Origin of the sequence: Halotalea alkalilenta DSM 17697 (genome assembly GCF_000621205.1) — a bacterium.
GTDB classification, from domain to species: domain Bacteria; phylum Pseudomonadota; class Gammaproteobacteria; order Pseudomonadales; family Halomonadaceae; genus Halotalea; species Halotalea alkalilenta.
In genome coordinates this window covers 1-14757 of record NZ_JHYY01000036.1, presented here as the reverse complement: position 1 = coordinate 14757, position 14757 = coordinate 1, and the positions used below count along the sequence as shown (strand labels likewise).

The 14757-nt window shown below is 63.5% G+C and carries 11 protein-coding genes; 6 read left to right on the top strand and 5 right to left on the bottom strand.

The genetic code is table 11. The annotated features are described in order from the left end of the window. Window position 1 precedes the first annotated feature (1 nt). From Q376_RS21735 to Q376_RS0107270, 5 genes are all read right to left on the bottom strand, one after another. Window positions 2–1426, bottom strand: coding sequence for a DHA2 family efflux MFS transporter permease subunit (locus tag Q376_RS21735; RefSeq protein ID WP_043446688.1), 1425 nt, complete (start codon window positions 1424–1426; stop codon window positions 2–4). Next, window positions 1426–2649, bottom strand: coding sequence for a type III PLP-dependent enzyme (locus tag Q376_RS0107285; RefSeq protein WP_027349768.1), 1224 nt, complete (start codon window positions 2647–2649; stop codon window positions 1426–1428). The genes Q376_RS21735 and Q376_RS0107285 overlap by 1 nt, the downstream gene beginning before the upstream one ends. Further along, the gene (locus tag Q376_RS0107280) at window positions 2642–4426 is read right to left on the bottom strand and encodes an IucA/IucC family protein (protein ID WP_027349767.1); all 1785 of its coding nucleotides are present in this window, start codon (window positions 4424–4426) and stop codon (window positions 2642–2644) included. Before Q376_RS0107280 ends, Q376_RS0107285 begins: the two co-directional genes overlap by 8 nt. A gap of 520 nt (window positions 4427–4946) precedes the next feature. After that, on the bottom strand, window positions 4947–7049 hold the full coding sequence (locus Q376_RS0107275) for a TonB-dependent receptor (RefSeq protein WP_027349766.1): 2103 nt from the start codon (window positions 7047–7049) through the stop codon (window positions 4947–4949). 256 nt (window positions 7050–7305) lie between these two features. Beyond that, a complete protein-coding gene (locus Q376_RS0107270) occupies window positions 7306–8139 on the bottom strand; it encodes an AraC family transcriptional regulator (protein ID WP_027349765.1) in 834 nt (277 codons plus the stop codon). 159 nt (window positions 8140–8298) lie between these two features. Here Q376_RS0107270 and Q376_RS21730 point away from each other — a divergent pair, with 159 nt between their 5' ends. The 6 genes from Q376_RS21730 (at window position 8299) to Q376_RS0107240 (ending at window position 14540) form a co-directional block, all read left to right on the top strand. Continuing rightward, window positions 8299–9135, top strand: a complete 837-nt coding sequence (locus tag Q376_RS21730; protein ID WP_081803441.1) for an alpha/beta fold hydrolase — start codon at window positions 8299–8301, stop codon at window positions 9133–9135. A 287-nt stretch (window positions 9136–9422) separates the two neighbouring features. Then, window positions 9423–9926 (top strand): sterol desaturase family protein, encoded by a 504-nt coding sequence (locus tag Q376_RS21725; RefSeq protein ID WP_211266617.1) that lies wholly within the window; start codon window positions 9423–9425, stop codon window positions 9924–9926. A gap of 147 nt (window positions 9927–10073) precedes the next feature. Further along, entirely contained in the window at window positions 10074–10985 is a 912-nt protein-coding gene (locus tag Q376_RS23985; RefSeq protein ID WP_162177891.1) for a polyprenyl synthetase family protein, read from the top strand. Next, the gene (gene crtI, locus Q376_RS0107250; RefSeq protein ID WP_027349764.1) at window positions 10982–12448 is read left to right on the top strand and encodes a phytoene desaturase family protein; all 1467 of its coding nucleotides are present in this window, start codon (window positions 10982–10984) and stop codon (window positions 12446–12448) included. Before Q376_RS23985 ends, crtI begins: the two co-directional genes overlap by 4 nt. Then, on the top strand, window positions 12445–13386 hold the full coding sequence (locus Q376_RS0107245) for a phytoene/squalene synthase family protein (RefSeq protein ID WP_043446683.1): 942 nt from the start codon (window positions 12445–12447) through the stop codon (window positions 13384–13386). Before crtI ends, Q376_RS0107245 begins: the two co-directional genes overlap by 4 nt. Further along, entirely contained in the window at window positions 13365–14540 is a 1176-nt protein-coding gene (locus Q376_RS0107240) for a lycopene cyclase family protein (protein WP_027349762.1), read from the top strand. Before Q376_RS0107245 ends, Q376_RS0107240 begins: the two co-directional genes overlap by 22 nt. The last annotated feature ends 217 nt before the right edge of the window (window positions 14541–14757 follow it).

The window sequence follows — 14757 nt, the reverse complement described above, 5'->3', positions numbered from 1 at the left end:
GTCAACGTTGTTCGACGCCTTTCAGCGCCGCTTCGCGGGCCGCATCCGGGGTCGCCACGGGAAAACGCCAGGCGCAGGGCAAGGCGAGCAGGACCAGGATGCCGGTGGCGATGAACACTTCGCTCACCGCAGTGGCAGTCGCTGCGTGCTGCGCGACCCACCCCGCATCGCCGTCGATGCGCAGCTCCAGCCACAGCGAGGCGAGCACGATCGCAAGCGACGACGACAAGCGCCGCGAGATGTTGTTCATCGCCGCCCCCTGGGTCACCAGCGCCTCGGGCAGCACCTCGAGCCCGGCGGTGGTGGCGGGTATGTAGGAGAGCCCAAGGCCCGCGCCGCGTATCGCCATCAGTACCAGCACCAGCGCAAGGCCCGCTTCGCTGCCCGCCATACCCAGCGCTAGCGTAGCGGCACCGGTCAGCATCAGGCCGACGGTCAAGATGCCGCGCGGCCCGTGTCGATCCAGCAGCTGGCCGCCGAGATGACCGAAGAGGCTGGCGAACACCGCGGTACATAGCAGTGCCAGGCCGGTCCAGATGGCGCTGTGGCCCAGCACCATCTGCACCAGCAGCGGCACCAGGACGAGGCATTCGAACATACCCACCGACTGCACCACGGCGATGATCACGCTGAGCCGGTAGCCCCTGAGCGTGAAGACCCGCAGCTCGAGCAGCGGTACCGGCCGGCGCAGCTCCCAGTGCACGAACGCCCAGAGGCAGAGCGCCGCGGCCAGCAGCATGGCCAGGTTGAGCGGGTCCGCCAGCGCTTCGGCGCGCTGCAGCCTGCCGATCGCGATCATCAAAAGACCGATACCGCCGGCGATCAGCAGGTAGCCCACCCCATCGAAGGGTTTTCGCTCCCCCACCTCGGCGGCCGGCAGCACCGCGAACCCGATCAGCAGCGCCAGCAGCCCGATGGGAACGTTGAGCAGAAACAGCCAGCGCCAGTCCGACCATTCCAGCACCAGGCTGCCGCAGAGCGGACCCAGCGCCGGCGCGAGCATTACCGCAGCGCCCCATAGCCCGGTAACGCGGCCGCGTTCGCCCTTGGGGTAGACGGCGAAGATGATCGCCAGCGCCAGGGGAATCATCAGCCCGCTGGCGATGCCCTGGACCACCCGTGCAACGATCACGAGCGCAATGGAGGTCGCCGCCGCCCCCGCCAGCGAGCCCAGTACGAACAGCGCCAGGCCCAACAGATACAGGCGCTTGCGTCCAATCCGCTGGCTCAGAAAGCTGGTGAGCGGCATGGTCATGCCCATGCTGACCATGAAGGCCGCGACGATCCAGGTCGCCATCAGCGGACCTAGCTCGAAAGCGTGGATGAACGCGGGCAGCGCCGGGTTCAGCGCGCTGTTGTTGAGGCTGACGGTGACCGTGCCCAGGAGCACGTTGACCACCACCAGCCAGCGCGGTGCCGCGATCATCAAAGGCTCCGCACGCTTGGGCCTTGCGACGTTCCTGCTTGAAGGAACAGCTGGGTCGGCCGTGGATGGCAGAGGAAATCCGCGTGGGAAATGTTGTAGCCATAGGCGCCGGCCAGCGGCAGCGCCAGCACGTCGCCGACGGCGATGCCGGCAAGCGGGCGGTCGCGGCTCAACACGTCCTTGGGTGTGCAGAGCTGGCCGACGACGGTCCACCGCCGCACTGGGGCTTCCGCGGCGACCGGTCGCTGCGGTAGGTGGATCACCGGATGATCGTGCCCTTGCGCCACCGGCAGGCGGAACTGATGGGTACCGCCACGGCAGACCAGGAAGCGCGTGCCGTGGCTTACCTTCGTATCCAGCACTTCGATGGCGTAGTAACCGCAGAAGGCGGTGATGAACCGGCCCGGTTCGAAGCGCACCAGCGGCGCGTCGTCGATCTCGGCCAGGCGCCGGCCGAGATGGCGGCACAGCCGCTGCCAGTCGAACTGGTCATCGCTTAGGTAATCGACGCCGATGCCGCCACCGACATTGAGGTGGGTGATCGTTTCGGGCTGAGCGGACAGCGCCTTCCACTGCCGCCAGCGTTGCAGATAGACCTCCAGCAAGCGCTCATGGCGCTCCACCTGCAGCTGGTGCGACATCGCGTGCACGTGGAACCCCTGCAGGCGCAGGTGGCTGGCGGCATCGACCTGGCGCACTGCCTGCGCCAGGTCAGACTCGTCGATGCCGAACGGCGTCGGCGTCCCCGCCATCGCCAACCTGGTCGAAAGCGAAGGCGGCAGCTGCGGATTGATCCGGATGAACACCGCCTGCGTTCTTCCAGCCTCACGGGCCAGGCGCTGCAGGCGCTCGATCTCGTTCAGGCTCTCCACATGGATCGCTTCGACATCGTGGCGCATCGCCGCGCGCAGGTCGGAATCCAGCTTGCCGGGACCAGAGAAGACGAAGCGCTTGGGCGTCGGGCAGTCGCGTACCCGCTCTATCTCGCCGCCCGATGAGATCTCGAAACCATCCACCCATGGCGCCAGCGTGGCCAGGATCGGGGCTTCGCTGTTGGCCTTGATCGCGTAGTACAGCTCGACGCCGGCGGGCAGCGCCGCCATCACCCGCTCGATATGTTGGCGCAGCGCGTCCAGGTCATAGATGAACATCGCCAGCGGATCCCCGCCGCTCATCCTCTGTGCCTCGATGGCATCGCGCACGGCAGCCGGCAGCCTATCCATGGGACACCTCCCCAGCCCAGGGCGAGGACAGCTCGACATAGCCGGCATGGCGATCGGCCCGCGCCGCCAGGCGAACCTTGAGGTTGGTCTTGCACGCAATCGCTTGACCGGCGATCAGCGCGTCCAGCTCCGGCGCGGCGCGGGTGAGTTCGTTGCGGATATCGACCAGCCGTTTCGCCACCCGCTGCCACATCCGAGATGCCAGGTGAGGTCGCTCCCAGCTCAAGGCCAGCACCGCTTCGGACAGGTTGTTGACGAACAGGCAGTAGCTGATGCGCTGCCAACCCTGCTTGCGCGAGTAGCTCAGCGATCGCCGGACGCGAGGGTGGAGGTCTTCGTCGAGCTGGTGGACTCCCCTCTCCTCGGTCAGCTTGACCCCTTCGAAATCGCGCAGCAGCAGCTGAACGGGGCGCCCGTTGTCGTGGACCAGTACGCAGTTCTGCAAATGCGGCTCCATCACCACGCCGTGGTTGAAGAACAGCGCAAGCACCGGACGCAGTAGCAGCGTCTGGTAGCGATCGAACCACTCGAGCAGCTGGCCATCACTGGGCGCGCTGCGCTTGAAGCGACCCAGGAAGTCGTGCACCAGCGGCTTCAGCTGCTCGTCGCGAGCGAACAGCGTGCCGGCCATCAGGCTGCAGTCGGCGCCGGTGCGCAGGCAGAAGTTCTCACGCAGGATCGCGCCGGTCTGCTCGCGGAACCAATGGTCGTCATCCGCCCCGGACGCCGCCGGTGCCCAGCTCAGCGACGCGGGCTCGGCGACCACCGTGAGCCCGCCCAGGGTCGCGGTGTGCAGCCGCTGCAGGCGCCGGAACAATCGGTCGATGACCAGCGCGCTTTCCAGCTCGTACCAGGCGTTCTTGCGTACGCAGTTGGTGATGCGCACGTTCAGCGAGCCCTTGATGAAGTAGTCGTGCCCGTCGACGTACCAAGTCCGCATCGACGCCGTCGGGCAGGCCCGCGCACCGCGCCGACCGTGATCGATGATCCCGCCCGACGCCACCAAGGGGCGCACGCGGGGATCATCCAGGAACAGCTGCGCCTGTACCGGGTGCAGGCAGAGAATCGCGTGTCCGGGCCGCGCCAGCTGCTGGTCGGCGAAGCCAGACAGTACCTGCGCGTCGCTCAGCTCATTGGCCGAGATACGCAGCCCATCCAGCGGCACCTCGATCAGGTGCAGGTGCGTGCTGACCCGGAACTCCGGCGCATAGGCCTGCTGCGAGAGCTCGGCCGGCCATAGGCGTGCCTTGGGCGCGGGATGATTCGGATGACCGAACCACAGCCCTTGCTCGCTTGCGATGTAGTCGCTGAGGGGATCATCGCGCCGCGGCTGGAGGTTGTGATCGACGATAGCCGCTGTTAGGTGCTGGCTTTGCAGGATCTGCTCCAGCAGCTCGTGGTTCTCGGCATCCGCCATATGCTGGCAGGCGCACAGCAGCTGCTCGACGAATTCGGAAAATGACGGGCAGCTCCAGGGACCACCGTTGCTGCGTGAATAGACGTCCGAGAGGTAGCGCTGGCTCCCGAGCGTATCGTGCCGGTCGACCATGACGAAGAACTCGCGCTCGCAGGGCAGTTCGATCACCAGCGGAAGACCTTTCCAATCGATACCCTCCAGGTAGCTGCCCGGCGCGATGCCGTTCATCTCCGACGGCCAGGCATAGCTCAGGCGGTTTTCCGGCAGTGCGAACTCCTTGATCAAGCAGTTGAGTAGAGCGTGCGAGGCGGCCAGCTCGCTCACCACACGAGATACAGCGGTGCGATCAGGGTCGTTCATGGTTGCTCCGTAGTAGCCATTAGGGAGATGGCAGTTGCTTCATTCATCGATGACATCGAATGTCCAAGCGGGCTGACGAACGGACGGCGCTTCCCCGCTCGTGCCCCTCGATGCGCTTCGCTTCCTCGGGATGCTCGGACGGCCGGCGAGGACGACCCATTCCACCGTTCGTGGTGAGCCGGCGAGGACGACCCATTCCACCGTTCGTGGTGAGCCGGCGAGGAACGAGCCGAGTCGAACCACAATCCCCGGCGCCGAACCCGGTCCCTCGACAGGCGTCCCCCTACGCGATGCCGGCTCGAAGACTCGGCGAGTGGGACGCCGCTCGGGACGAACGGGTTGGGGCAATGGCGTCCTGCGTGCCTAAGCGACATCAGACCGCCTGGTCGATATCGCCGCTATTCGTGTCAGCATTTCCAATGAAATCCGCTCCTTCTACGATGAGTCGGCGCGTGAGCAATGAGCTGGCGCAAGAATCTCTCGACCATGCGCCAGAATGACTATAAATAAAGGACGAACTTCAGAAGTCTACGGAATATCCCACCGTCAGCGTCCTTCCACGACCAGCGAAGTACCGCCGGGGTTCGACTAATGCACTTTGGGAGTAATAGGTGATGTATTGCTTGTCGAACAAGTTGGCCAATGCGACATTGATTCTTCCCGTTGACAACTTATAACCCACCGCGGCATCCATCAATAGATAGCCATCGAACTCCCTGTTCGCGTCATCGAAGCTACGATCGAAAGCATAGTTCGCCTGAACGAAAGAGGACCATTGCGGTGACCAATTCGCCGCCCAGCTACCAATCAGTCTATTAGGCGAAACATTCAAGCCATCGAGCTTGGCATCGAGACTTCCATCGTTGTCGCTGTCGTAACGGCCACGCATGTAGGAATAAGCCAAGGAGAATCGATGCGCTTCTGACAGACGATAACCGACCGATGCCTCGACACCATCTATCTCGGTTTTCTGTCGACGCGTCACATAGGCATCGCCAACCCGATCGACCCGGCTACCCAAGTCCGAGGAGGACTTGTAGTAACTGACTTCGGCATCCCACGGTCCGCGTTCGAAACGCACGCCGGCTTCGATATTGTCGGTGACGATCGGGCGAAGGTCATCGAAATCGCCGAAGGACATGCCGTCGGTATTGATCAGCCGCAGCGCGCGGCCCACGTCGGGGATCGCGAAGCCTTCCGCATAGCTTGCAAAGAAGCTCAATGGCTCGATGGGCCTCCACACCGCACCATAGTTGAAGAGTGTGTCATTGAAACTGCGCTTTCCACCGTCGACATCGACATTGTTGGCAGCCCAGGTGGTGCGATAGTCATCGGCTTTCAGTCGGGCATATTCATAGCGAGCGCCGGCGGAAAGCTTGAGGGTGTCGATCGGTGAAAATTCAACCTGGAGGAATGGGGAAAGATCCGTATAGGAAACCTCGGGTACATAGGTGCGGCCGGTGCCCCAAAGGTCCTGCTTGGAATCATCGAACAATGTGTCGAAGCCAACCGTGAGCTTGACTCGATCCTGCCAAAGACTATCGTTGGTCAGCGCCACCTTGGTGCCATACTTGGATGTCACCGCACGGGACTGATCATACAGCGTACCCACTGGGGCGATGTTAGGATCCTGGAACGATCCGGAGTTGTCGGCGCCGAACAGTGCTTCATAGTCCTGGTAGTAGACCATGGCCGTGAGCGACATGCCGAAGAAGTCATAGTTGTCGTAGGTCAGGCCCGTCGTCCAGACGCTGTTGAACGGCGCTTTGCCTGGAGGCGTTCCCCGAACGGAGCCCGTTGGAATACCGGCCTCCCTGTCCCCTGTCACGCTGAGGTAGTCATTATCGCCATCGATGCGATAACGGTTGATGCTCAACTGCAGTCGCTGATTCTCGTCGAACCAATAACCCAACTTGCCGAGGACATCGTAGCTGCGCGAGTCCATCACATCACCCTGGGTGTTATCCACACCGACGGGATCTCCTCGGCCATCGAGAAACAGCCCCTGGTCCTCGTAACTGAGCGAGAACAGATAGTCCAGATTGCCCGAATTACCGTCGACACCGTAGGTCGTCTTGTAACTCATGGTCTCGGATTTGAGCTGGGAGGTCGGCGTGGTGGCTTCGATGCTGAAATGCTGATTGAAAGAGCCGGGGGCCGGGCGCCGGGTGACCAGGTTGATCACGCCCCCGGTCGCACCTACGCCATTACTGGCATTGGCGCCATGGATCACTTCGATGCGCTCGAGCATCGAGAAATCCACCGTATGCATCTCCCGCCCGGTGGGGCGCAGCGGGTTCGATTGCGGGATGCCGTCGATCATCACCAAAGGTGCACGTCCGCGGAACGTCTCGCCGCTCCCGCTCATCTTCTGCCTGCTGGGTGAGAAGGCGGGCAGCAGATTGCTCAATACCTGAGAAGAGTCCGAAGTGATGTTTAGCTGCTGCTGGATCTGCTCGCGATCGATGATCGTCACCACCTGCGGGGAGTCTCGCGCTTCGGTATCGGTACGCGTCGCGCTGACCACCAGCTCGTCGAGGCGCTGGGGAGTCTCCCCCTCCTGAGCCTGGGCCGCGGGCAGATAGGCCAAGGAGACGATTGGCCACAGAATTCTAATTTTCATGAAAAACTTCCTATCCCTGTCACATCCCTGAAACCCTGCATCGAGCGGGCCGATACCCGTTCGGATACCTGGCCCGTCACCGAGGGTGCCGCATGGCAAGGCGGAAGCTAAAATATATTCTAAATGATAACCATTGTATTTTTGTTAACGCCTCGGGAGCCCAGCTCTCACGGGCATAGACCTTGGTCTAAAAGCATGGTCGTGCGCAGACGCTCGGGCCCGTCGCCCGAGCTGTACGTCGTGGCAAAAGCGTCGACTAGGCGACTCGCTCGATCATTTCCCGCCATTGTCGTGGGGACAAGCCGCTGCTCGCCTTGAAGGCCCGGGACAGTGCGGCCTCGCTGGCATAACCAACGTCATGGATGATCAGCTTCAGCGGACGCCCCTGGCGCAATAGCTGCTGGGTGATACCTACCCGCCAACGCTGCAAGTAGAGGCCGGGCGTACAGCCGACGATCTCGCGGAAGCTGTTGGCGAACGCACTGCGCGACATGCCCGCGCGGGCCGCCAGGGCGTCGAGCGACCACGGCTGCGCCGGCTGCTCGTGGATGGCGACCAGTGCGTGACGCAAACGTGGATGCGCAAGTCCCGCCAGCATGCCCACCTGGGCCTCTCCTCTCTCCATCAGGTGGCGCAGGATCTGGATCAGGACCACCTCGAACAGCCGGTCGACCATCGCTTGGCGACCACAGTTGCGCTTGAACGCCTCATCGAACAGTAGCGCCAGTACGCCTTCGACACCCTCCAGCTCATCCAACGGAAGACAGGTGAACGCAGGCAGTGCCGCGGCAATCGGATTGGCGGCCGCTGCGTCGAAGCTCAACCGGGCGCAGACGAAGTCGGCTCCGCGCGCTGGATCGGTGATGAACCTATGCGCCATCGGCCGGGGGTAGAGCAGCAGGCTGGGCCGGGTGATGCGCAACGCGACGCCGCCCTCGTGGCTGACATCGACCTCCCCTTCACGGATCAGATGCAGCTGGCCAGTGTCCCCATCGGGACGCAGGTCGTTGGTACCGCACAGGGCGCCTGCGTGGAACGTCTTCGCCCTGACGGAGAAGTGCGCGAGCAGTGCCTCGAGCCGATCGGGCATGAAAATACTCCTGATCAATTTTTTAGCATTTTAAGCCACCAATCGTACAGTAAACAGCGGCAAAGTGAGCACTGCCATCCCGGCATCACTTGGCAATGACTTAGCGATGGCGATCCACAAAGCGCCACAGCGACTCTCACATCACCCGAGGACATCGAAATGAGCGTCAACTACATCACTACCCAAGACGGCGTGCAGCTTTACTACAAGGACTGGGGGCCCAAGAACGGCCCGGTCGTCACTTTCAGCCACGGCTGGCCGCTGAACTCGGACAGCTGGGAATCCCAGATGCTGTTCCTGGCCTCCCAAGGTTATCGGGTCGTGGCCCACGACCGCCGCGGACATGGGCGTTCGAGCCAGCCTTGGGACGGCAACGACATGGATCATTACGCCGACGACCTCGCCGCCGTCATCGAGCGGCTGGACCTCAAAGAGGTGACCCTGGTCGGTTTCTCGACCGGCGGCGGCGAGGTGGCGCGCTACATCGGCCGCCACGGCACCGGGCGGGTCAAGAAAGCCGTGCTCGTGAGCGCCGTGCCGCCGCTGATGCTGAAGACCGCGGACAATCCGCAGGGCCTTCCGATCGAAGTCTTCGATGGCCTGCGCCAGGCATCGCTCGACAACCGCTCGCAGCTGTATCTGGATCTGGCATCCGGCCCCTTCTTCGGCTTCAACCGCGCCGATGCGCAGCCCTCCCAGGGCCTAATAAATTCGTTCTGGGTCCAGGGCATGCAAGGGGGGCACAAGAATACCTACGACTCGATCGCCGCATTCTCCGCCACCGACTTCCGCGAAGACCTGCGCAGGTTCGATGTTCCTACTCTGGTGATCCATGGGGACGATGACCAGGTCGTGCCGATCGATCCCGCTGGACGTGCTTCGGCCGCCTTGATCAGCGACGCGGAGCTGATCGTCTATCCCGGCGCTCCCCATGGCCTGAGCGACACCCACAAAGAAAGGCTCAACCAGGACCTGCTCGCCTTTCTCGAGCGTTGACCGGCGGCATCGTGCAAAGCGGGGCTATCATCGGTTGCCTGAAGCAGATCGAGCAGCCCCGGGATCGACGAGGGCGTCGCAAATCGCGGCGCCTTCGCCGGCCCAGCGGCAGCCAGCCCACCGGTATCCAGCGCCAGGAAAAAGACCATCCGCTGGGCTATGGTAAATCCAAGCCATCGGCACCAGCCTGTCTATGGCATCTTTTCGATCCATGAGAAGGACCGACAACGCCTAGCAACGATCCGATCCCAGTTGCCGCCGCTGCATGCTTCGTACGGGAGCCCACCATGCCGATTCTGCTCGACGCGATGATCCCAGCGCTCATCATTATATTCACGATAATGGCCATGGAATGCATCGCTACTGTCGTTCATAAGTACATCATGCATGGATGGGGGTGGGGCTGGCATAAATCACACCATGAACAGCATGACCAGGTATTCGAAAAGAACGATCTTTTTGCTATCGCCTTTTCCGCACTCGCCATCATTTTGTTCGTCATCGGGATGTACAACTGGGTAATGTGGTGGATAGCGATCGGTGTCACCGCCTACGGGGCCATCTACTTCCTCATGCATGATGTGCTGGTGCATCGCCGATGGGGACCGGTCTATTTACCCCGCAAAGGCTACTTGAAACGTATTTATCAGGCCCATCGGCTGCATCATGTCAAGAACACCCGAACGGGCTGCGTCTCTTTCGGTTTCATCTATGCCAAGCCGATCGATAAGCTGCTGAAGAATCTGCGTATCGAACGCAAGGGGCAGCCTTCACCTGATCAAGATAAATGAACGAACGCTGATGGGGCCCTATCGTTCATGCTCCTCCTCTACAAGCTGATTTAAGCTGGGAAAGTTTGGTCTCCAGGGCCGCTGCTATGCTGTATCCATGCTCGGGCGCGGGAAGCCCCCATGAAGACCCGTCAAGGAGAGGCCATGATGACAGCGCGAGCAACCGCCCGCCCTTCGCCGCTGCAGAAATTCGAAGACGATCTCGTGGCCACCATGAGGATGGGTCTCGACGAGGGTGCCGAAGCCATCGACAGTGGGCACCTGGTCGCTGCGTTGACTCATCATATCGACGGCGGGGGAAGCAGGATTCGCGCCCGCCTCGCCCACCGCTGCGCACTGCAACTGATGATCGAGGAGCCTGATGCACTGCGGTTGGCCGCGCTTTGCGAGCTTTTGCACAGTGCATCTTTGATCCATGACGACCTTTCCGACCACGCCCGGACACGCCGCGAAGCACCCAGCGTGAACCATGCCTTCGGAGACGACACGGCGCTCTGCCTGGGCGATCTGTTCATCAGCGCGGCATATGCGATGACCGCACGCCTCGAACGTGCCGACTTGCCTCTGGCGGCGCTGCTGCAGCTGATCCACCGCGCCATCACCTCGACCATTCACGGCCAGCTGTCGGCATCACGATCGACTACCAATCCCACGCTCGAGCATTCGATTGCCGCGGCCTGCGCCAAGACGGCACCGCTTTTTTCCCTGGCGCTGGAGCTGCCCTTGATGGTGGCGGGAGAACACAAAGCGCAGCCGCTCGCTCGCCGCGCCTGCGAGCGCTTCGCCCTCGCCTATCAGTTGCTCGACGACCTCGACGATTACGATGAGGACGTCGCACTCGACCCGGAGCGGGGCAACGGAAACTTGGTGCGCTGTTTCGAACGAGAGCTGTCGGGCAGTGCCAAGGAACACGCAATGACGCTGCTGCATCGATGCCTGGACCAAGCGAGCGCAGAGGCGGACCTGCTGCCGCACGACGTCGGCGGCGGACTGAAGAGCGCCGTGCGGCAACTGGCGGCCAGGGCTCTGCATCGCACCGGCCAGAGAGCGTCCGCATGAGCCGAGCGCTGGTGATCGGCGCAGGCTTCGGGGGCATGGCGGCGGCGCTCAGGGCCCGCGCCAAAGGATACGAGGTCACCTTGATCGAGCGCTGCGAACGGCTCGGCGGTCGCGCCCAGGTGTTCGAGCACGAGGGCTATCGCTTCGATGCCGGACCGACGGTGATCACCGCGCCCTTCCTCATCGAGGAATTGTTCTCCCTGTTCGGGGAGCGACTGGAAGATTCGCTCGAGATGATCGCCCTGGATACCTGGTATGCGTTTCGGTTTTCCGACGGCGATCGCTTCGCCTACGGTAACGACCTGAGCCGCACCGAGGCACAGATCGCGAGGATCTCTCCGCCAGACGTCGAGGGCTATCACCGCCTGATGGAAACGTCGCGCGAGATATTCGAACTCGGCTTCGAGCAGCTGGCCGCACGCCCTTTCGATCGCTTCGCCACCATGGCCGCGCAGGTGCCGGCGCTGTTGAAGCTACGTAGCTACAAGAGCGTATGGGGCTTGGTCGCCGACCATATCCAGCATGAGAAACTGCGCGAGGCGTTCACCATCTCCCCACTGCTGGTCGGCGGCCATCCGTTTCGCACCACCAGCATTTATGCGTTGATCCTCTATCTCGAACGCAAATGGGGGGTGCATTTCCCGCGCGGCGGCACCGGGGCGCTGGTCGATGCACTCGCATCGCTGATCACACGACAAGGCATCACGGTACGTACCGGCACCACCGTGCGGCGCATCCTGGTACGCCACGGCAGCGCCATTGGCGTCGAGCTCGAGGACGGCGAGCGCCTGGAGGCGGACGAGGTGATCAGCGATGTCGACCCGACCTATCTCTACACCCAAATGCTCGATGCGGTGGCGCCGTCGGCAAGGCTGAAACTTCGCGTCGCCGACTATTCGATGGGCCTGTTCGTGCTCTACTTCGGCACCAACCGCCAATGGCCCGAGATCGACCACCACACCATCTCGCTGGGCCCGCGCTACCGCGGCCTGCTCGACGACATCTTCATTCACCGCAGGCTCACGCCCGATTTCTCGCTCTACCTGCATCGTCCCACCGCCACCGATGCCAGTTTCGCTCCCGCAGGCCACGACGCTTTCTACGTGCTCGTGCCGGTCCCCAACCTGCTGGGCAACGTCGACTGGCACGCCGAGAAGGAGCGCTTCGCCGAGCGGATCATCGCGACGCTCGACGCCACCCTGCTGCCGGGCCTGCGGGAGAGCCTGACCGTGCAGTTCTCGATGACCCCCTTGGACTTCGAGCAGCGCTACCTGAGCCGGCATGGCAGCGGCTTTTCGATCGCGCCGCGGTTCAGGCAGTCGGCATGGTTTCGCTTTCACAATCGCGCCGAGGGTCTCGCGCATCTATACCTCGTAGGTGCAGGAACCCACCCTGGCGCTGGAGTGCCGGGGGTCCTGTCGAGCGCCAAGCTGGTCGGTGAACTGCTGCCGGAGGCATCATGAACGACCAAGACAGAACGGATGCCGATGATGCCCTGGCCACCCTCGGACGACACGGCAAATCGTTTCGCTTCGCAAGCCTTCTGATGCCCAAGCGCGATGCCGAGGATGCCGCCCGGCTCTATACGGTCTGCCGTCACATCGACGATCTCGCCGACGAATCCGAGCCCACCGCCCGGCCGGCCGCATTGGCGCGGCTTGCCAGAATACGCCGGGAGTTGGCCGGCGGCGCAGCGCCCACCGATCCGCTGGCGATCGTCCTCCACCAGCTCGCCGAGCGTCGCGGTGTCGACCTAGAAGCGGCGGACCACCTGGTCTCGGCGATGATCTCGGACGCCGAGCGCCCGGCGCTGATCGAGGATCGCGCCGAACTGATACGCTATTGCTATGGAGCCGCGGGCAGCGTCGGCGTGATGATGGCGCCGCTGGTCGACGCGCCTCGCCATGCGCAACCGTTCGCCGTCGATCTGGGACTCGCCATGCAGATGACCAACATCGCGCGCGACATCGCAGAAGACGCAGCGATGGGGCGCCGCTACCTGCCAGCGAGCTGGGTCGATGGGCTGTCGCCCGAGCGCATGCTCGCCGGACGTGAAGAGCCGAAGATTCGCGCCATCGTCTCCAGCGCCATGGCGAGGCTGCTCGAACTGGCGGAGTGCTACTACGCCAGCGCCGCCGAGGGAATCCAAGCCATACCAGGCCGCAACCGGGTAGCGATCAGGATCGCGGCGGTGGTCTATCGCCAGATCGGTCTCGAACTCGCCGCCACCCAGCACAACTGGTGGCAGGGACGCATGCGGATCGGCATCGCCGGCAAGCTGCGCTGCACGCTGAGCGATGCGCTCGGGCGCCGCGGCATACGTCCGCGCGGCGTACCCCATGATCCCCTGCTGCACCGTGTGATCGCGGACAGGCCGGGATGCGCAGCAGCGCCGGAATGAACCTCGATGCCGAAGTACTGATCCTCGGCGGCGGCTGCGCCGGGCTTTCGCTCGCTTACCGCCTGGCGAGCCAGCCCAGTTCGCCGACGGTGATACTGATCGAAGCGCGACGTCGCTACGTCAACGACCGCACCTGGTGCGGCTGGCGGATCGAACCGCATCCGTTCTCCCACTGCCTGGTCACCCAGTGGCATACGCTACGACTGCGCGATATCGGGCGCGAGATCGAGTTCGACTGCGCCGACTACCCCTACGAAATGATCGACGCCGGATGCTTCTATACGAGCTGCCTGTCGCGCATCGATGCAGCAGCGCACATCGAGCGGCGCGTCGGCCGGGTGGCGGGAGTGGACGCCCACCGCAGCCACCTGGAGGTGAGCTTGGAGAATGGGTCGCGGCTGCGAGGGCGCTGGGTGGTGGATACCCTGCCCCGCCCGGCGCGTCTGGTGGCACCCTGGCGCTGGCAGGATTTCGCCGGGCTGGAAGTGTCGTCGCCGCGCCTCGAGGACGCAGAGCCGACATTGATGGACTTCTCGATCAAAAGCGAGATCGCCGAAACCGACCAGCTCGATTTTCTCTATCGCTTGCCCATCGCGCCCGGCCGGACACTGTTCGAATGGACTCGCTTCGCCCGTCCGGCAAGCGACCCCCATCTGCTCGAACAAGCCCTGCACCGCTACCTCAACCAGCTGCTCGACGGCGATTACCGCATCCTGCGCCACGAACACGGCAGCCTGCCGATGGCGCCGCCGAGCGGCAAATCCAGCCGCGCCGGCGGCCGCCACATCCTCGCCGGCGCCTATGCCGGCGCCATGCGCGCATCGACCGGATACGCCTTCCACGCCATCCAGCGCTGGAGCGATCACTGCGCTCGCGCCCTGTCACGCGGAGAAGCGCCCCGACCGGCCCCGTCACGACGCGCTATCGCAGCGCTCGACCGCATCTTCATGACCGCGCTGGAGCGTCATCCCCCCGACGCCGCCGCACTCTTCTGCCAACTCTTCGAACGCTGCCCCAGCGATGCGCTGGTACGCTTTCTCGCCGGCCACCCGTCAATCTCGGACGTCGGGCGGGTGATCGGTTCGCTGCCCAAACTCCCCCTGCTCACCGCAGCGCTCGCAAGCGTAGTGCCGAGTTCGAAATCACCACGCTAGCCACCGGCTCATCGTTCGCCGGCTATCCGAGCATCCTGGGGAAGCGAGGCGGCATCGAGGGGCACGAACGGAAGTAGAACCGAGTCCAACGCGGCATCATCACCCACCCCGTTCCTCCCGAGCGGCGCCCTACGCACCAAGGTCTAGCTCCACCTCGGCAATAGGAGGCGCCAGTCGAGGGATCGAGCGGCGGCGGTGAGGCCGTGGTTCGACTCGG